Origin of the sequence: Formosa sp. Hel1_31_208, from assembly GCF_900104785.1 — a bacterium.
Lineage (GTDB): Bacteria > Bacteroidota > Bacteroidia > Flavobacteriales > Flavobacteriaceae > Psychroserpens.
Window position 1 is genome coordinate 1,172,581 of record NZ_LT629733.1, and the last position, 17,373, is coordinate 1,189,953.

Here is a 17,373-nt window from a genome sequence, read left to right on the forward strand (position 1 = left end):
GATTGTAAAATACGCGTAATTACCTTTTAATGATAGCCCTTTATAGCCAATGTTAAACTGTTTAGTCAATTTATGATACTGTTAACAGAGTTATTTACAAATAGTTAAATAAATGTTATTAAAGAGATTTTCGTGTAACACAATAGAATTTACATCGTCTTTTAGGTATAATCAAAAAACAAAAATCAATTAATTAAATCTTTCATCATGAAAAAAACAGCAGTAATTATCGCAATCGCATTAGGATTTTCATTTACATCCATAAATGCAACAAATGACCTTGTATCACCTTCAACCTACGAGACCGTAACGAAAAGAGTGGTTGACCCATTTTGTATCTCTATTGTAAAAGGAGATATTGATACCGTTAAAAAGTTGATTGACTTAGGTCAAGATGTCAACAAAAAATCAAACGGATTGACACCTGCCATGTATGCAGCAAAGTATAACAGACTTGATATTTTAAAGGTTCTTGTTGAAAAAGGAGCGAAATTAGATTCAAAGTCCACTAAGGGGATGACAGCACAAAGATATGCTGAGATTTCAAATGCACAAGATACTTTGGCTTATATCAAAGGTCTAGAGTCTTAACAATTAAGTTTCCATATTCGAAACAATTATTTAAGTTAGTTAGTAGAAAATGCGCTTTAAGAAATTAGAGCGCATTTTTGTATTTTTCAATAGCGGCTTCGATTTGTTCGATTCTATTATCAGGATCAGGATGTGTGCTTTGAAATTCTGGCACTCGATTTGGTCCAGCTGCAGCCTTCAGGATTTCCATAACATCAATCATTTCATAAGGGTCATATCCCGCTTTCATCATAAATTTCACACCTAAATCATCGCTTTCCAACTCGTCATCTCTACCATTAGTTAATAAAGTTTGCTGACCAATTCCTCCTACTAAGCCTCCTACGTCACCACCAACGGAACCCGCAGTTACAAGCCCTTGCCAATATTCACTTTCAGCAATTCGTTCGGCACTATGACGACCAAGAACGTGGCCAATCTCATGACCAAGAACACCTGCTAATTGTGATTCATTTTCTAGTTGAGAAAATAAAGCATAAGTAATAAATATTTGACCACCAGGTAAAGCAAAGGCGTTAATCGTATTTGGATCGGCTAATAAATGGAATTCATAGTTGTATGGTGTTTGTTGGGCAATACTCCTATTCACAAGTTTCCGTCCGACGTTATCTACCAAAGCCTGATATTGGTTGTTTGGATGGAGCCCACCATGTTGTTGAGCCATTTGTGGAGCACTAGCCAAACCAATTTGTATTTCTCTGTCTGGAGTCATGGAAATGGTTTGCACACGACCCGTATATGGATTCTCTTCTCTTTGACTACATCGTTTAATTACAAAAAAGAGCGCTATGGCAACTCCAATGAATAATCTTACTTTTAAATTTCTTCCTCTCATCAATGATAGTGTTAGTGTTTAAATTTACAAAAGTTCTGGATTGATGTCTAAAATATTTTTATTCAAATAGTTATCAATAAACTCATTAGAAAAGTGCTCAGCTCCCATTAAATCTTCAGAATTAATAATGGTCTTTAAGTTGTAATTCTGATAGGTATTCAAATATAATTTAGAGAGGGGTTTATAACTGTAATGCCAAGGTTCATATTTAAAGCCTTGTCGATTGTTGGTATTTGTATACACTAAATAGAAGCCGAAAGTATTGGCATACGCATCCATCCATGATTTGAGTTTTGAAAAACAACCATGGTCTTCAAAGTGTACTGGATTAAGAACATTGCTTGGCTGTTTTACTTGACCGTCAATGATATCTATATCTGTGCCCCAATGATGACGTGATGTTCCAGGTATTGTCGAGTACTCAATGATTTTATTAATACTATTTGCAGGACTGAGTCCATTGGTTATATTTTGCTTGTATTTGCGTTCCCAAATTCTATTTTGATGTGCAAAGCTTCTATAACTAGACACAATTTGAATGCGGATGTCACTTTTTAAAGCTTCAGAAACTAATTCAATAAATGCTTGATGCGCTTCCTGTCGCAAGGAAAAACCATTCCCAAATAGTTTAGGTTGCCCTTTTCCTATGAGTTCTTCATAAGAAATAAGCCCATTTACATGCTGAAAGGCCACCGATGGAAATGCCGATAGCCCTAGGCCTGCAATTGCCGATGTTTTTATAAATGAACGTCTTTTCATACGGTTTAGAATATACATAATGTATGCCAAATAGTTATAAGTACTTTTAAGTATAAAATATCTTGTTTTCGTAATGTTTATATGGCAACAGTACCAAACTTAACCAAAATATTTATCTTCACTTAAAATAATATATCATGACATTTCAGTTTAAATTACTCGAGGCCTCACAGATACATGATGTTATTCCCTTAATTCAAGAATTGACAAATCACAAATTTTCAGACGATCTCTTAAAACAGCGATTTACGGAAATGTCAACTCAAAATTATGAGTGTGCCGTTATTCAAGATGAAAATAAAATTATTGGAGTTACAGGGATGTGGTTTTGTACGAGACACTATGCAGGAAAAACTGTAGAAATTGATCATGTCTATATAGATGAAGCCTATCGAAATATGGGCTTAGGAAAACAATTTTTGAGTTGGATTTATGATTATGTAAAAACTAAAGGATGCCAAACCGCAGAGTTAAATACCTACGTTCAAAATTACCCTTCTCATAAATTTTATTATAATGAGGGCTTTGAGATTTTAGGTTATCATTTTTTAAAAAAGTTGTAAAGTTTTAGATGCCGAGATTGAAAAGATATCATATCTTTGTAGCTCAAAAGCGAGAGTAGCTCAGTTGGTAGAGCGTCAGCCTTCCAAGCTGAATGTCGCCGGTTCGAACCCGGTCTCTCGCTCAATAAGCTTTATCAAATCTAGATGAAGCTTTTTATTTTAATCCGCGTAAATCTGTTCCAGAAGGCACTTCATAAGGTGATTTGTCATATTGAAAAATTCTTGCGTTTAATGGTCCGTTTAACACAATAGCATCGCCTTTAACCTCTAACCAACTCCCTTCGCGAATACCAACAACCGGTTGTGTGTTGAACTTGTGGAATTCTTTTATTCTAGTCTCCCTTGTTTCGCCCATATGCGTGCTACTTGGATCTGGATCTAAATAATGTGGATTAATGTTGAATGGTACAAATCCAAATGTTTTAAAACTTGGCGGATATACTATAGGCATGTCATTGGTAGTGTTTATGGTGAGACCGCAAATATTGCTACCAGCACTGGTGCCAAAATAAGGTGTTCCATTTTTAACCACAGATTTGATAGTATCCACCAAATCATGTTTATACAATTGATTGACCAAAACAAAAGTATTACCACCACCCGTAAAAATACCTTTTGCTTGTTCTAAGGCTTTTTTTGGATGTTCAAATTCATGAAGACCGACAACATGTTTATCAATTTTTTGAAAAGCATTATTAATTTTAGCGGTGTATTCATCATGGGTAATTCCACTAGGTCTTGCATATGGAATGAAAACTATTTCTGAAGTGTCTTTGAAAAGAACGCGCAATTCTTCTAATATATAATCAAGTGGTTCGCCACCATGAATCGTCGATGTACTAGCAATAATAATATTTCTCATTGGTTGTAATTTGTTGTAAATTTAGGTAAAGGATTAATTTAACAAAAGTTTAGTGCGCCATTATTATTAAATTAAGTTTTCAAATCTTTTCTTTACTCAATTAAAATGCTATCCATGAAAAAATTAATACTCCTTTGTTTTACCCTTTCAAACCTATTGATTAATGCACAATCATTTCAGCGTGTTCAAGTTGAAGGTAAAATTATTGTTGAGGGTAATGATGTAGAGGGAATAACAGTATTTAATACCTCTTCTAATAAAGGTGTTACTACAGATGAAAATGGAGAATTTACAATTGAGGTTGGTCTAAACGATTTCATTGAATTTAGAGCCTTGCAGTACCAGAATTTTGATTTACAAGTAAGTGAAGCTATCATAGCATCCAAACGGATGCGGGTCTTTTTGATTGAAGAAATTAATAAATTGGATGAAATTTTAGTTTTAACTAAAGGACTGTCTGGAGACCTTCAAACAGATGTGGAAACAGTTAAGACGTTTAATCCAAAATTAGATGCACTATACTTCGGAATTAAAAAAAGGGACGAATATGAATTCTCAGATGATAATCGCTCTGCGATTCAAAATGAAGCCTTGCATTCGCAATCTCAAACAATGGTTAACGGACTTAATATTGTAAATGTAGTCGATCAACTTTTGTTGCCTTTGTTTAGAAGCGAAATTAAAGACAAGAAAGCTTCGGGTATACCAGAAGTTCCCGTAAGCTCTATTAAATATTATTTTGGTTCCGAATTTATCATTGATAACTTTGATATCCCTGAACATCGTGTTGAAGAATTTATTCGCTTTGTTGAAGATGACGAGAACTTTGATGTTTCTTTACTTAATTATGGTAAGGAGTTAGAATTCCTTCAAGTACTTTATGCAAGGAGCAAAGAGTTTCTAAATTCAAAGAGTGAGAAGAAATAAAGGTCTTTTAATAATCGCGCTAATAGTATTTTCGACTAGATTAGTAGCTCAAACGCATGAAATTTCTGGTAAAGTTTTGGCAAGTGCCAACCTTTACGGTATCCATATAATTAATAAAACAGCCCACAAATTTACCATCACGAATGACGATGGCGAATTTCAAATTCCTGTGCGATTATTTGATACCATTATGGTTTCGGGTGTTCAATATAAGCTCCATGAGTTTGTTGTTACTGACGTCATTATCCAAACCAAAAGAGTAACAGTTAATTTGGATGATAAAGTGAATGAATTAGATCAAGTTGTTGTGGGCAAAATATTAACGGGTGATCTTATGTCTGATATAGAAAACAGTGATGTTAAACGCGACATTAATTTTTATGATGTCGGAATACCAGGATATACAGGACCAAGAATGACAATAACCGAACAGCGAATTTTTGAAGCAAAAAGTGGAGGAGGATTCATACCATTAAACCCGCTTATCAATTGGATTTCTGGACGTACAAAACGATTAAATAAGCAGTTAGAACGTGAAAAATTGGAATTAGCAGTCCAAGCCGTAAAGTCAAAATATACCGTGCTATTATTTAATACCAATTCTTTAGAAACCATACAACAGGGAGAATTTTTTTACTTTAGTGCCGATGACCCTAAATTTATGGAGCTCTATAGATCGGGTAATGAATTAAAAATGCTTCAATTTTTACAGATAAAAATAGAAGCTTTTCGTTTACAAATTGATAAAGATTAAAGACATATTAAATAGTATTATTATCAGTTTTTGCTGTATACTAAGTTGTGCTCAAACGGTTGACTTAAAGGGGCAAATAAAGGCGAGCGCTGAAATAGATAATATTCACGTATTGAATCTTTCTGCACAGAAATTCACAACCACTAACGAACGTGGCGAATTTGTATTACCAGTGAGGTTAAATGATACAATTTTAGTTTCTAGTGTTCAATATATACCTCAAAATATAATCGTTTCAGAAACGATGTTATCTTCCAAATTTGTGAGTATTGCCCTTGATGACAGAGTAAACGAACTCGATGAAGTAATAGTTGGTAAAGTACTTACAGGTAATTTGCTATTAGATATTGAAAATAGCGACGCAAAGCGAGATATTAATTTTTATGATGTTGGGATTCCTGGTTATACAGGCAAACAGAAAACTATAAAAGAAAAAAAGCTCTACGAGGCAGATGCGGGAAAGTCTGTAATTATAGCTCCGTTATTTATAGGCGTCAATATTCATAAGATTTTGAACAAAATTTCTGGGCGCACCAAGAAATTGAAGAAAATTGTGAGGCTAGAAGAACAAGTAACGTGCATGAATAAAGTAAAAGGCGAATTTTCGGAGATGTTATTTGCTGAATACGAGATAGAAGAACATTTAAAAATTGCCTTCTTTTATTACGTGGCTGAAGATCCAAGTTTTTTAGCACTTTGTAATAATTATAATAGTTTTAAAACCTACGAATTCTTACTTCAAAAATTATACCTCTACTCTGATAACGATGTTATTACAGAAGATTGATTAACGAAAATTTTATAACTTTTATTAACATTTTTTAAACACGAAATAGTGCTTGAATTAGTTACTTTTACGACTTAAATTTTACTATGAACTTACTAAAAGCTTCGATTTTCGCTTTTATTTTACCCCTTTTTATGTCGTCAGCTCACAAATACTATGTGAGTGTGACGCAGATTACTTATGTTAAAGAGAAAGCATCTGTTCAAATGATTTCGCGAATTGATATTGCAGATTTGGAGTATACACTTCAAGAACGTTATGATGCAACGATTAAATTAACCACTCTTGATGAAGACCCAATGGTTAATGATTACATAAAGAAATATTTAAATCAAAAAATTGATATTAAAATTAATACGCAGAATACACCGTTCAGATTCATAGGTAAAGAATATGAAAATGACTTGATAGTGTGTTATTTGGAAATTGAAAACGTAAAGTCAATAAATACAATTGAAATTAGTAATATGCTTTTGTTTGACTTATTTCCGAAGCAAAAAAACGTGGTAAAAACAAAGATAAATTCTGAAGCAAATAACTTGATTTTTACCACTGAAGATCAAAATCAATACTTAAATTTTAAATAACCAACCCTCTTAATAATTACTATGAAAATACTAAAGTACATTTTTATGTCAATTGCATTTATATCTTTTAATGCAATGGCTCAAGACCAAGAACAAAAACCGGGTCATACTAATCAGAACAAATTCAAGCAACTATACGATGAGTTCGCTACACCAAATATGTATAGAACAGGGTCTGGAGCGCCTGGTCCAGCGTATTATCAACAACAGGCCGATTATAAAATGGACATTGAAATCAATGATGAAACTGCAGTGTTGAGCGGTAATGAAACCATTACATATACAAATAACTCGCCTGACGAGTTGACTTATTTATGGGTGCAATTAGATCAAAATGTACGACAAAAAGATTCGCCTTCAAAAGATATCGAATCAAGCAGATTGACACCTGCATTATCAGCGTCAAGATTTGCTTCTTCTTACATGAATGATAGCTTTGATGGAGGTTTCAATATAGAAAGTGTAACAGGCATAAATGGTAAAGCATTACCACATATGATCAATCAAACCATGATGCGTGTGGAATTACCTCAAGCCATGAAAACTGGAGATAAATTCTCTTTTAATATCAAATGGTGGTATCAAATCAATAACCATGTTACTGATGGAGGACGTTCAGGATATGAATTATTTCCTGATGGTAACAGAAATTACGTGATAGCTCAGTTCTATCCTCGAATGGCTGTTTATAATGATGTGGAAGGGTGGCAAAATTCTCAGTTTTGGGGACGTGATGAGTTCGCATTACCTTTTGGAAATTTTGAGGTTAATATTACAGTGCCAGCGGATCATTTATTAGACGGAACAGGACGATTAATGAATAGAAAAGATGTATTCTCAAGTGATATGATGAAGCGTTATGAGAAAGCGAAAAAATCATATGACGAACCGGTTGTGATTTCAACACAAGCAGAAGCAGAAGTAAGAGAGAAAGGTCGATATAAAGGCAAAAACACATGGAAACTTTATGCAGAAAATGTAAGAGACTTCGGATTTGCAACGTCTAGAAAATACATCTGGGATATGATGGCTGTTAAAATTGGTGCTAAAGATGTCATGGCGGTTTCTTTATATTCTAAAGAAGGAAACCCATTATGGGAACAGTGGTCAACAAAAGCAGTTGCCAGTACTTTAAAGTCATACTCGCGCATGACATTTGATTACCCGTATCATAAAGCTATTTCAGTACATGCAAGACGACAAGGAATGGAGTACCCAATGATCTGTTGGAACTATGGTCGTCCTGATGAAAATGGAAATTATGATGACCGTACGAAATATGGGATGATGAGTGTTATTATTCATGAGGTTGGCCATAACTTCTTTCCAATGATTATTAATAGTGATGAGCGTCAATGGACTTGGATGGACGAGGGTTTAAATACATTTATGCAATACGTTGCTGAGCAAGATTTTGGTGAATGGTATCCTGGAGCCTTGTCGCCGGGTGATGAGAAATATCCGTCACGTCGTGGTCCTGCAAAAAATATCGTAAGATATATGGGTGGAAATCAAGATTATATTGCACCAATAATGACCAAAGGTCTTAATACCTATCAGTTTGGTAACAACGCCTACGGGAAACCTGCAACGGCATTAAATATTTTAAGAGAGACCGTTATGGGACGTGAATTGTTTGATTATGCGTTCAAAGAATACGCTAATCGCTGGATGTTCAAACACCCAACTCCTGAAGATTTTTTCCGTACAATGGAAGATGCTTCAGCATTTGATCTAGATTGGTATTGGAGAGGATGGTTTTACACCACAAATTGGTCTGATATCGGATTGAAAGAAGTTAAGAAATATTATGTATCATCAGAACCAAATCAATACGCTAAAAACTATGCGTCTAGTAGAAATATTAATCTTGAAGATTTAAGTCTTGTATACCTAGTTGAAGAAGGTAGCGATGAGTTTGACGAGAAATTACGTCAAGGGTCATCTGCAGATAATTCACCAACACTTAAGGAATACATGATGGATAACTTCACACCTGAAGAACGTAAAATTATTAAACAGCCAAAATATTTCTATGATATCACATTTGAGAAACCAGGTGGTTTGGTGATGCCAATTATTGTAGAATTTACTTATGCTGATGGAACTACAAAAACCGAGACGTATCCAGCTCAAATATGGAGATTTAATGACAATGAAGTACGTAAAGCTATAGCTTCTGAAAAAGAAATTGTATCTATTAAAGTAGATCCAAAAGAAGAAACAGCTGATATCGATACATCAAATAATTCTTGGCCTAAAGAAGTGAAAGAGAGTGATTTTGATAAGTTCAAAAATAAAGTGAAAGGTTAATTGTAGCCAAAGACTCTATTAAAAAGCCGATTATTTAATCGGCTTTTTTTATGTCTATATTTAGAAAAATACTATTATAATACCAAAACATCTCATTATATTTGTATCGTGATACAGTTAACATCCTTTTTATTTATTGGGACACCAGAAGTGGTTTTTATTCTCTTCATCGTGGTGATGGTTTTTGGTGCCGATAAAATACCTGAAATTGCCAGAGGTTTAGGCAAAGGGATGCGCATGTTGAAAGATGCTTCAAATGATATTAAATCTGAAATCACAAAAACTGCTGACAAGCAAGGTCTTAATACTGATGTGACTAAAGAAATCTCTGAAGAGATTAATAAGGTCAAAGATAGTCTTGAAGATTTTACCGGTTCGGTAAGTCGAAAACTGTAAACCAACTATGTCATTTTTATTTCTTTCGACTTATGGTTAATCCATCTCTAATGGGTAATACGACGGTTTCGATGCGGTCATCATTTTTTAATAGCGTATTGTAGTCTAAAACGGCTTTAGTAGAGATGTCTTTTTCTTTTAAAGGCTCTATAACCTTACCATGCCACAAAACATTGTCAGATAGGATAATGCCACCAGGATTTAGTTTGTCAATGATTAAGTGAAAGTAATTTACATAATTAGGTTTGTCGGCATCTATAAATACCAAATCAAACGTTAGGTTTAAGGTTGGAATAAGGGTTATAGCAGATCCTAAATGTTGATGAATTTGGGCACCATACCCCGATTTGCCGAAGTACTTGCGTTGAAAATCAACGAGCTCTTCATTGATGTCAATGGTATGGATTTCACCATTTGCTTGCAAGCCTTCTGCTAGACATAGGGTTGCATAACCGGTAAAAGTACCAAGTTCAAGAATGGTTTTCGGACGTATCAATTTCGAAATCATACTAAGTACACGGCCTTGATATGGTCCGCTGAGCATGATTGGTTGTAAAATTTTCTGATAGGTCTCTCTTGTGAGTTCCTGGAGTAATTCTGGTTCTGTTTCAGAATGGGCAACAATATAGTCGTCCAATGTTTCAGGTAGAAAATGCATTATCCTAAAATTCGCTTTACTAATTTGTTTTTAGCCTCTTGGTCATCACCACATAACCATTGGATAACATTGTCTTCCCAAATAGCGTCACGTTCTGTTTCAGTAATAATATCTTGGTCAATTGCTAAATCTAAAATTTTCCCTGGATAAGACGATTGTTTCTCACTCTCCATTTCGCCTAAAGGATAAGGATCATCTAACCCCATTAGGACTTGCTTTGAGCCTTGATTTTTAATTAATAATTGTAAGCCACCAGTATCATGAACTAACGTATCAAAAAAGATGTTTTTGTGCCCTACCGCTTTTCTAGGGTGACTTTTGCCTTCAAACAAATCTGGACGGCCATCAAAACCTTGAATACGTCGTCCCAAGTTAATTTGTGCTAATTGTCCACCATGAGCAAAACAAGTCCGCATATTTGGATATTTATCCTGATAACCATTAAGGGTTAAAAAGTGATACGCATCGGCACATTGTGCCAGCATCCAGATCAAATGAAAACGCCAAGAGGTGTTCTCTAATTTGATAAATTTTTCACCATCATAAGGATGGACTTCGATAGCCAAATTGTATTTACTAGCTAATTCAAATATGGGTTCATTTTCTTCGTCAAATATACAACGCCAAGTTCCAATAGTATCCATGTAATGGGTGGGCAAACACAATAGTTGCATGCCTAATTCCTCCACACACCGCTCTATTTCCCAACAGGCACCGCGAACAAATCCAGGATGTACGACAAATCCACAGGTAAATTTACTCGGATTTTCACATTGAATTTTAGCATTAAAATCATTCTGAAAACGCAGGGCTTGCTTCATTTCTTCAACGCGCAAACCATTTCCGTATAGTTGTGATAAATTGAGAACAACCGCATGATCAATATTAAAACGCTCCATCCACGCGAGCTTTTCGTTTAAAAAGAAACTAGAGTCAGTAATCGGGCGGTTCCAATCTTTTTGCAGCATAAATTTTCGGTCCTTATCTACCCAAAAAATACCCTTGTCTTTCATGAATTGAGGGATTTCTTCCGGATAAGGAAGGAGATGGGAGTGACCGTTTATTCTTAGTTTTCGTTTTTCCATGGTGACGTCATTAGACGTATTTTGTAAAGTAACTATTTAATCTTCTAATTGCACTTTTTTTGGAGGCTGCATAACTTGACCGCAATTTGGACAACTGCGTTTATCCACATCGCCATAGTATTTATCAAAAATAGCAGGCATATCGGTTTCAATATTGTCTAAGGTAAAATCCTCTTCATACAATTTGGTAGTACAGTTTTCGCAAAACCAGAGTAGGGCATCTTGAACTCCTTTTTCTCTTGGGTATTCTATCACTAAGCCAACAGTATTTGCGCCACGCTGAGGTGAATGCGGAACTTTAGGCGGCAGTAAGAAAATTTCACCTTCTTTAATGTGGATGTCCTTAGGCGTGCCTTTATCAATGACTTTTAATACAATATCACCTTCTACCTGATAGAAAAATTCAGGAGTTTCGTTATAATGATAGTCTTTTCTACTGTTAGGTCCACCAACAACCATCACGATAAAATCACCATCTTTCCATACCACTTTGTTTCCAACAGGCGGCTTTAATAAATGACGGTTTTCATCAATCCACGCTTTAAAGTTAATAGGAGGATATAATTTACTCATAGTGTTTTATGTTTTGGTATTCTGAACATATCTCAGAATCACATTAGTATTTGTTGGGCGTTCCCTCTTGCGCTAAAGCTGCAGAAGGTCAGGCTTTCGGTAGTCGCTCTCTTCGAGGAGCTTCAACAATACCTTAATCCTTAACGCGAATTGTTCATTTCAATAAAATTAAGAATAAAATATGGAATTACAGTTTTATAACGATTTTGTTCGTCCGCCATCAACGGGTAAATTAATTCCATTGATATATCCTGCACGTTCACTGGCTAAAAACGTAATCGCATCAGCTAGTTCTTCTGGTTTGGCAAAACGTTTAGCAGGTACAGCACTTTTCATTGCATTAGCGGCTTCTTCTTGAGAACTTCCAGATTTAACCGATTTATTTTTAATAATTTCTGTAAGACGTTCAGTACCTGTCGCGCCAGGAAGTACATTATTTACGGTGATTCCAAATTGCCCTAACTCATTGGCTAAGGTTTTGCTCCAATTGGCAACAGCACCACGAATAGTATTGCTCACTCCTAAGCCATCAAGGGGTTGTTTTACAGACGTTGAGATTACATTGATGATACGGCCATAGCCTTCACTTTTCATAAAAGGCACAACAGCTTGAGCCAATACATGATTACATTTTAAATGTTGAGTAAAGGCACTTTCAAATTCTGAAATCTCGGCAGAGAATACTGGTCCGCCTTTTGGTCCACCAGTATTATTTACTAAAATGTGAAAGCCATGGTGTGTCTTAATATAATCCTCCACTTTTGCTTTCAATGCTGTTGGATTTGAAAAATCGGCAACAATATAATCGTGCGGCCGATGCTGAGGCAATTCAGCTAAAGTTGCTTTTAGTTTATCTTCGTTTCTAGCAATAAGGGTTACGATGGTGCCTTCTTCGGCTAGAGCCATAGCTGTCGCTTTCCCTATACCTGCAGTACTGCCGCAGACTAAGGCGTATTTGTTATTGAGTTCTAAGTTCATAGTTCTTTAATTCTAAATTTAATTTGAATGTTCCCATTCAAGAGTATTCACGACCTCTGGTCCAAATTTATTGAGCAATATAGTATTAAGTTGTTGGTCGCTTACTTTACCAAATGTGGCTGGATCAGATGTAATCAAGAATTCTAAGAACTTTGATATAATCTCATCTCCATAAGTATTATGTAGCTTTTTAGCAATGGTATAAAACCTCGTTTGATACCATCCGTAGTTTCTTCCATCTATCATAACATCAAAATAGTTTCTTTCAAATTGTTCTAAAGAAGTGTATTTAAGGTTTCCCCATTGATTGCCTTGAATGAGCAAGTTTTGATAGATATCCATTTGGTTAAACACTGTTTTATCTTTCATACTTTTTGCTGCACCAACTTGACATAGGTTTCCAAAAAGTTCATTAAGCCATTGTCTTTGAGCTGTATTGCTAGTTCTATAAAATTGGTATAAGTGTCCAAGTTCGTGTAATGCTAATCCGTCCCTAAAGAATTTGTCTAAATCAATATTTTGACCAAAATGTGTTTTTAATGTTTGAATGGCCTTTTCTGGCATATAATGTATGCTTTGTTCAGCATTCATGGCCATAACTGATTTTCCTAAGCCTAAAACCATGTTCCCTTTATGATAGGCTTGTGGCATTCCTGGAGGAGGACTAAATGCATACTTGTCCCAGTTTTTATTATCTACAAAGAGTACTGCGAAATTTAAATTTTCATTAAAAATTTTATCATAATAAGCTTTTGCAAATTCAAGGTTTTCAATTGTTGCTTTAATATTTTCTGGGTTAGATTGCGTTGCGTAAATTTCAAAGTTTTGAGAATAATTTAAGTTTATTAAACCTTCATGTTTAGATCTATCAATCCAGTCGTATTCATCATTACCGCATGAATACATAAAAAAAGATAATAGCAATACTATAATAAACTGTTTCATGTGAGTTTTAATATTTTATACAGACGTTCTTAGCTTCCGTGAAAAAGCGTAAGGCTTCAAAGCCACCTTCACGGCCAACACCAGAATCTTTTACGCCACCAAAGGGTGTCCGTAAATCGCGCATCATCCAGGTGTTTACCCAAACAATTCCGGCTTGTAATTGATTGCTCATGCGCATGGTGCGTTTTAAATTGTTAGTCCAAAGCGTAGCTGAAAGTCCGTATTTGACTTTATTCGCCATTTGTAACACCTCGTCTTCAGTATTAAACGGCATGATGGTGACCACAGGGCCAAAAATTTCTTCTTGATTCACACGACAGTCATCCGTTGGAACTTCAATAACTGTTGGTTCTAAATAATACCCATTTTCATAACCTTCAATGGTTACCTCATTTCCGCCACATAAAACGATTCCGTTTTCATCTTTAGCAATTTGGATGTAGGCTTTAACTTTGTCCAAATGAGGTTTAGACACCAGAGCACCGATATTAGTATCGACTTTAGAAGGGTGTCCAACTTTTAGAGCTTTTACTTTAGCGACGAAATCAGCTTTGAATTTGTCATAGATAGATGCTTCCACAAAAATCCGACTTCCGCAGAGGCATATCTGACCTTGATTGGCAAATGACGAGCGGACAGTTGTATTGAGCATATCGTCATAATCGCAATCGGCGAAAATGATATTTGGATTTTTTCCACCTAGCTCCAGAGATAATTTTTTAAACATAGGAGCGGCCACTTTAGCAATATGCGCTCCTGTAGCTGTGCCGCCTGTAAAGGATATGGCTTTAATGTCTGAATGTTCAACAATGGCCTGTCCAGTAGTAGTGCCTAGACCGTGAACGATATTTAAAACCCCTTTAGGTAAGCCTGCTTCGTTACAAATTTCTCCGAGCAAATAGGCTGTCATGGGCGTAACTTCACTAGGTTTTGCAACCACACAATTTCCTGCTGCAATGGCTGGAGCGATTTTCCAGGTAAAGAGGTAGAGTGGAAGGTTCCAGGGTGAAATGCATCCCACAACGCCAATAGGTTGTCGTAAGGTGTAATTAATAGCTTGTTGCCCAATGCTTTCATGACTTTCACTCGCAAATTGCGTAATGGCATTTCCGAAGAAACGAAAGTTGCTCGCTGCCCTTGGGATATCAATGGTTTTAGCTAAGGACACGGGTTTTCCATTGTCTTTGCTTTCGGCTTCTGCAAAACGCTGAAGATTGGTCTCTAAGAGTTCAGAAATTTTAATAAGAATACGACTGCGTTCATCTAAGGGTGTTTGTGACCAAGTTGGAAAAGCAGATTTTGCAGCTATATATGCGTTTTCAACGTCTTCTTTTGATGCGTTTGGAATTTGTCCGTAGACCTCACCATTGGATGGGTTGTAATTGTCTATCCACTCGTTTTGAATCGGATCATGAAAGTTGCCGTTGATGTAGTTTTTAATGGTCATTAGAACACGATTTGATCATTGATTTTCTATTTCTGATTCGATGATTAAAATTAACTCTTTTATTTTGTTTTTCATCAGTTAGTTTTTTCTAATACAACAGACACATTATGTTGTGGCTATATCCTCGAATTGAGTTCAATCGCAATGTCTTCAATTAAATTCTTGATGAATATCATGGTCATTCTGTAAAATTCGAGCCCTTTTAGTCTTTGCCGCACTAGCATGCTTAAGATATTGAGGAATTCATTATTTGTCTTTAATGCTTCAAAATCATTTGGTCTGGCTGTATTTAGAGATATCTCATTAAATTTTCGAATATGTTTTGCAACGAAAGGATTAACTACGTTTGTATTTAATGCCCACTCGGCTTTATCTATGTCTACTGTTAAAGAAGTCATTTTGACATCATACAGGTCTACAATATTATTTTTAAGTGTCTTGTTCTTTATAATGTCCAGACCTTTAGTTTGAATGGTTTTATAGGCTATTGAGGTGGCAAATGGGCTACTCCATAGTGTTAAAGCAGCAAATGCGCTATCAAGCTTTGCGTTATATGGTAAATCTGCTTCGATATGCTTATTTATAGACTTATAAAGTAAAATTGTATTGTAATTATATAATGAATCTAGTTTAAAATTTTCTAATGTCGTTTCAAGATTTGATTTTACTTCTGCTAATAAATTTAACTCTTCATTTTGGAGTTTTCTCTGTTCATTCCATGTATTAATCTGCAAGGCAACCAATATTCCTATCACTACAAGTATAATTTCTCCTATGGCGTATTTGAGATATTTGCCGGATTTGTTTTGTTCCATGAGGTTGTAGCGTATTTTTCGGAAGAGTTTTATCATTATAATTTTTTCAATAATTCATTAACTTCTATTTCTGTTTCATCTAAAATCTTTTGGTACCAATTTAATTGAATATAATGAAAGTGGAAGTCGTCTAACATTTTAGCATATGACGTATTATTTATATCATAAAATGAATTTGTTCTTCTATTATGAATGTATTTTTCACTCAAACTACACCATCTTTCGTCTACAATTTTGCCATTATCAATAAGTCTATCATAATTAGAACCATATAGTTTTATAATATTTTGAATAATTTTTTTTTGACTATAGGTGTTAATTTCATTTCCTGCTACTGCAGATTTAAAAGCACCTGAAACAGGATAAAAGGTCCGTTGTCCAGAGAAAAGATAAATGGACATTAAAGAATCTATTTGTGATTTATTGTTGTCATAATCTTTTGAATACATGCCATTTAAAAGGTTATAAGCTTCAATTTTAGGTTTTGTATAATCTTGCACATATTTTATGAATTCTAGGTCTTGTTTGAAATCATCTTTTATGCTCTTAAAAAATTCTTTTTCTGCTATAGCATGTTTTCTATTTTCATTCCAATTGTTTATCTGAAGCGCTATCAAAATACCGATGACTACCAGAATAATTTCGCCAATAGCATATTTAAAGTATTTACCTGTTTTGTTTTCCATGAGTAAGTTTTGGCGGATGTGTCGAAAGAATTTAATCATTGGTTGAGTTACTTAGTTCTACTAATAATTTTGTAGTATTCTTTTTGCTTTGCTGCATGGATTCCAAATGTGCTAAGCCAATGAGGTGGCGCAAATTAATCACGTTCATGAGCCTTAGTTGGTTGTTGGGTTCTGATAACAAATTTTCTGAAGTTTCAGCCAATTCTTTAACATACAGTTTTCTTAATGCTACAAATTCCATCTTGTCTGAATTCAGTTTATTTAGTTCAGGATCTGGATGAAAATAACCTAGGTTAAAAAAAACGGGACCATATTGCTGGTCGGTTAGTAGCGAATTATTATTCTGAATAACTTTTTCAACACGTTCCAATTCCTGGTAATATTGAATGAGGTGATCCTTAAGATTTTGTGTTTTAATAAGGTTTATGCTTCCTGATGATAATAAATCGGTATAGGTTGGGTCGGTTATGACAAATGTTTTTCTAGAATGAAGGTTTGATAGTTTTGTGAAGAAAATACTATCTAAATTTTTTAACCCATTTTCACTATAATAGGTAATTAGGTAACTGGCGTCTTCAACAAACCGAGTCTCGTAAAGTATTTGTTGGTCTATGGATGCTATTTGGTCGTTTAAATCTCTTTGGAGATTATTAAGATAAACAGATTCCTTCTGTTGTTCTTTAGCAGATTCATTCCAATTATTGATTTGTAATGCGATTAAAATACCGATGACTACCAGAATAATTTCGCCAATAGCATATTTAAGGTATTTTCCTGTTTTGTTTTTCATGAGTAAGTTTTGGCGGATATGT

20 protein-coding genes and 1 tRNA gene are annotated in these 17,373 nt (G+C 34.9%); 9 read left to right on the forward strand and 12 right to left on the reverse strand.

What is annotated here, in order from left to right:
- The first annotated feature begins 207 nt into the window (after nucleotides 1-207).
- Nucleotides 208-591: an ankyrin repeat domain-containing protein gene (locus tag BLT57_RS05090; RefSeq protein WP_091423173.1), complete on the forward strand. Its 384-nt coding sequence runs from the start codon at nucleotides 208-210 to the stop codon at nucleotides 589-591.
- A 64-nt stretch (nucleotides 592-655) separates the two neighbouring features.
- On the opposite strand, the gene BLT57_RS05095 is transcribed toward BLT57_RS05090, so the two are convergent.
- Nucleotides 656-1,426 carry a M48 family metalloprotease gene (locus BLT57_RS05095; RefSeq protein ID WP_091423177.1) on the reverse strand — a complete coding sequence of 257 codons (771 nt, stop codon included), beginning with the start codon at nucleotides 1,424-1,426 and terminating at the stop codon, nucleotides 656-658.
- Between the two features lie 24 nt (nucleotides 1,427-1,450).
- On the reverse strand, nucleotides 1,451-2,185 hold the full coding sequence (locus BLT57_RS05100; RefSeq protein WP_091423179.1) for a M15 family metallopeptidase: 735 nt from the start codon (nucleotides 2,183-2,185) through the stop codon (nucleotides 1,451-1,453).
- Between the two features lie 137 nt (nucleotides 2,186-2,322).
- Between BLT57_RS05100 and BLT57_RS05105 the strand changes: the two genes are divergently transcribed.
- Together BLT57_RS05105 and BLT57_RS05110 are read left to right on the forward strand one after the other, a co-directional pair.
- A complete protein-coding gene (locus tag BLT57_RS05105) occupies nucleotides 2,323-2,748 on the forward strand; it encodes a GNAT family N-acetyltransferase (protein WP_091423181.1) in 426 nt (141 codons plus the stop codon).
- A 49-nt stretch (nucleotides 2,749-2,797) separates the two neighbouring features.
- Nucleotides 2,798-2,870: transfer RNA gene (locus tag BLT57_RS05110), tRNA-Gly, on the forward strand.
- A gap of 32 nt (nucleotides 2,871-2,902) precedes the next feature.
- Here BLT57_RS05110 and pepE read toward each other — a convergent pair.
- Nucleotides 2,903-3,610, reverse strand: a complete 708-nt coding sequence (gene pepE / locus BLT57_RS05115) for a dipeptidase PepE (RefSeq protein WP_091423183.1) — start codon at nucleotides 3,608-3,610, stop codon at nucleotides 2,903-2,905.
- A 114-nt stretch (nucleotides 3,611-3,724) separates the two neighbouring features.
- Here pepE and BLT57_RS05120 point away from each other — a divergent pair, with 114 nt between their 5' ends.
- The 6 genes from BLT57_RS05120 (at nucleotide 3,725) to BLT57_RS05145 (ending at nucleotide 9,374) form a co-directional block, all read left to right on the forward strand.
- Nucleotides 3,725-4,537 (forward strand): carboxypeptidase-like regulatory domain-containing protein, encoded by an 813-nt coding sequence (locus tag BLT57_RS05120; protein ID WP_091423185.1) that lies wholly within the window; start codon nucleotides 3,725-3,727, stop codon nucleotides 4,535-4,537.
- Entirely contained in the window at nucleotides 4,524-5,291 is a 768-nt protein-coding gene (locus BLT57_RS05125) for a carboxypeptidase-like regulatory domain-containing protein (protein WP_091423187.1), read from the forward strand. The genes BLT57_RS05120 and BLT57_RS05125 overlap by 14 nt, the downstream gene beginning before the upstream one ends.
- Nucleotides 5,278-6,078: a hypothetical protein gene (locus BLT57_RS05130; protein WP_091423189.1), complete on the forward strand. Its 801-nt coding sequence runs from the start codon at nucleotides 5,278-5,280 to the stop codon at nucleotides 6,076-6,078. The genes BLT57_RS05125 and BLT57_RS05130 overlap by 14 nt, the downstream gene beginning before the upstream one ends.
- An 86-nt stretch (nucleotides 6,079-6,164) precedes the next feature.
- Complete coding sequence (locus BLT57_RS05135) at nucleotides 6,165-6,665, forward strand: DUF6702 family protein (protein WP_091423191.1); 501 nt, start codon at nucleotides 6,165-6,167, stop codon at nucleotides 6,663-6,665.
- A 21-nt stretch (nucleotides 6,666-6,686) separates the two neighbouring features.
- The gene (locus BLT57_RS05140) at nucleotides 6,687-8,978 is read left to right on the forward strand and encodes a M1 family metallopeptidase (protein WP_091423193.1); all 2,292 of its coding nucleotides are present in this window, start codon (nucleotides 6,687-6,689) and stop codon (nucleotides 8,976-8,978) included.
- A 108-nt stretch (nucleotides 8,979-9,086) separates the two neighbouring features.
- Complete coding sequence (locus BLT57_RS05145; RefSeq protein WP_091423196.1) at nucleotides 9,087-9,374, forward strand: twin-arginine translocase TatA/TatE family subunit; 288 nt, start codon at nucleotides 9,087-9,089, stop codon at nucleotides 9,372-9,374.
- 16 nt (nucleotides 9,375-9,390) lie between these two features.
- Here BLT57_RS05145 and BLT57_RS05150 read toward each other — a convergent pair whose 3' ends face one another.
- From BLT57_RS05150 to BLT57_RS05190, 9 genes are all read right to left on the reverse strand, one after another.
- The gene (locus BLT57_RS05150) at nucleotides 9,391-10,032 is read right to left on the reverse strand and encodes an O-methyltransferase (protein ID WP_091423198.1); all 642 of its coding nucleotides are present in this window, start codon (nucleotides 10,030-10,032) and stop codon (nucleotides 9,391-9,393) included.
- Nucleotides 10,032-11,117 carry an amidohydrolase family protein gene (locus BLT57_RS05155; protein WP_091423200.1) on the reverse strand — a complete coding sequence of 362 codons (1,086 nt, stop codon included), beginning with the start codon at nucleotides 11,115-11,117 and terminating at the stop codon, nucleotides 10,032-10,034. The genes BLT57_RS05150 and BLT57_RS05155 overlap by 1 nt, the downstream gene beginning before the upstream one ends.
- Nucleotides 11,118-11,153: 36 nt before the next feature.
- A complete protein-coding gene (locus BLT57_RS05160; protein ID WP_091423202.1) occupies nucleotides 11,154-11,690 on the reverse strand; it encodes a 3-hydroxyanthranilate 3,4-dioxygenase in 537 nt (178 codons plus the stop codon).
- A gap of 195 nt (nucleotides 11,691-11,885) precedes the next feature.
- The gene (locus BLT57_RS05165; RefSeq protein ID WP_091423204.1) at nucleotides 11,886-12,668 is read right to left on the reverse strand and encodes an SDR family oxidoreductase; all 783 of its coding nucleotides are present in this window, start codon (nucleotides 12,666-12,668) and stop codon (nucleotides 11,886-11,888) included.
- 18 nt (nucleotides 12,669-12,686) lie between these two features.
- Nucleotides 12,687-13,613: a hypothetical protein gene (locus BLT57_RS05170; protein WP_157717123.1), complete on the reverse strand. Its 927-nt coding sequence runs from the start codon at nucleotides 13,611-13,613 to the stop codon at nucleotides 12,687-12,689.
- A gap of 7 nt (nucleotides 13,614-13,620) precedes the next feature.
- Entirely contained in the window at nucleotides 13,621-15,060 is a 1,440-nt protein-coding gene (locus tag BLT57_RS05175; RefSeq protein ID WP_091423208.1) for an aldehyde dehydrogenase, read from the reverse strand.
- A gap of 116 nt (nucleotides 15,061-15,176) precedes the next feature.
- A complete protein-coding gene (locus BLT57_RS05180) occupies nucleotides 15,177-15,875 on the reverse strand; it encodes a DUF6090 family protein (protein WP_091426669.1) in 699 nt (232 codons plus the stop codon).
- A 35-nt stretch (nucleotides 15,876-15,910) separates the two neighbouring features.
- A complete protein-coding gene (locus BLT57_RS05185) occupies nucleotides 15,911-16,561 on the reverse strand; it encodes a DUF6090 family protein (protein WP_172827413.1) in 651 nt (216 codons plus the stop codon).
- Between the two features lie 31 nt (nucleotides 16,562-16,592).
- A complete protein-coding gene (locus BLT57_RS05190) occupies nucleotides 16,593-17,351 on the reverse strand; it encodes a DUF6090 family protein (protein WP_172827414.1) in 759 nt (252 codons plus the stop codon).
- Nucleotides 17,352-17,373 lie beyond the last annotated feature (22 nt).

Excerpts from the sequence above, each read along its gene's own strand:
- BLT57_RS05090 (WP_091423173.1), top strand. The coding sequence starts at position 208 with ATGAAAAAAACAGCAGTAATTATCGCAATCGCATTAGGATTTTCATTT.
- BLT57_RS05095 (WP_091423177.1), bottom strand. The coding sequence starts at position 1,426 with ATGAGAGGAAGAAATTTAAAAGTAAGATTATTCATTGGAGTTGCCATA.
- BLT57_RS05100 (WP_091423179.1), bottom strand. The coding sequence starts at position 2,185 with ATGAAAAGACGTTCATTTATAAAAACATCGGCAATTGCAGGCCTAGGG.
- BLT57_RS05105 (WP_091423181.1), top strand. The coding sequence starts at position 2,323 with ATGACATTTCAGTTTAAATTACTCGAGGCCTCACAGATACATGATGTT.
- pepE (WP_091423183.1), bottom strand. The coding sequence starts at position 3,610 with ATGAGAAATATTATTATTGCTAGTACATCGACGATTCATGGTGGCGAA.
- BLT57_RS05120 (WP_091423185.1), top strand. The coding sequence starts at position 3,725 with ATGAAAAAATTAATACTCCTTTGTTTTACCCTTTCAAACCTATTGATT.
- BLT57_RS05135 (WP_091423191.1), top strand. The coding sequence starts at position 6,165 with ATGAACTTACTAAAAGCTTCGATTTTCGCTTTTATTTTACCCCTTTTT.
- BLT57_RS05140 (WP_091423193.1), top strand. The coding sequence starts at position 6,687 with ATGAAAATACTAAAGTACATTTTTATGTCAATTGCATTTATATCTTTT.
- BLT57_RS05150 (WP_091423198.1), bottom strand. The coding sequence starts at position 10,032 with ATGCATTTTCTACCTGAAACATTGGACGACTATATTGTTGCCCATTCT.
- BLT57_RS05155 (WP_091423200.1), bottom strand. The coding sequence starts at position 11,117 with ATGGAAAAACGAAAACTAAGAATAAACGGTCACTCCCATCTCCTTCCT.
- BLT57_RS05160 (WP_091423202.1), bottom strand. The coding sequence starts at position 11,690 with ATGAGTAAATTATATCCTCCTATTAACTTTAAAGCGTGGATTGATGAA.
- BLT57_RS05165 (WP_091423204.1), bottom strand. The coding sequence starts at position 12,668 with ATGAACTTAGAACTCAATAACAAATACGCCTTAGTCTGCGGCAGTACT.
- BLT57_RS05170 (WP_157717123.1), bottom strand. The coding sequence starts at position 13,613 with ATGAAACAGTTTATTATAGTATTGCTATTATCTTTTTTTATGTATTCA.
- BLT57_RS05175 (WP_091423208.1), bottom strand. The coding sequence starts at position 15,060 with ATGACCATTAAAAACTACATCAACGGCAACTTTCATGATCCGATTCAA.
- BLT57_RS05180 (WP_091426669.1), bottom strand. The coding sequence starts at position 15,875 with ATGGAACAAAACAAATCCGGCAAATATCTCAAATACGCCATAGGAGAA.
- BLT57_RS05185 (WP_172827413.1), bottom strand. The coding sequence starts at position 16,561 with ATGGAAAACAAAACAGGTAAATACTTTAAATATGCTATTGGCGAAATT.
- BLT57_RS05190 (WP_172827414.1), bottom strand. The coding sequence starts at position 17,351 with ATGAAAAACAAAACAGGAAAATACCTTAAATATGCTATTGGCGAAATT.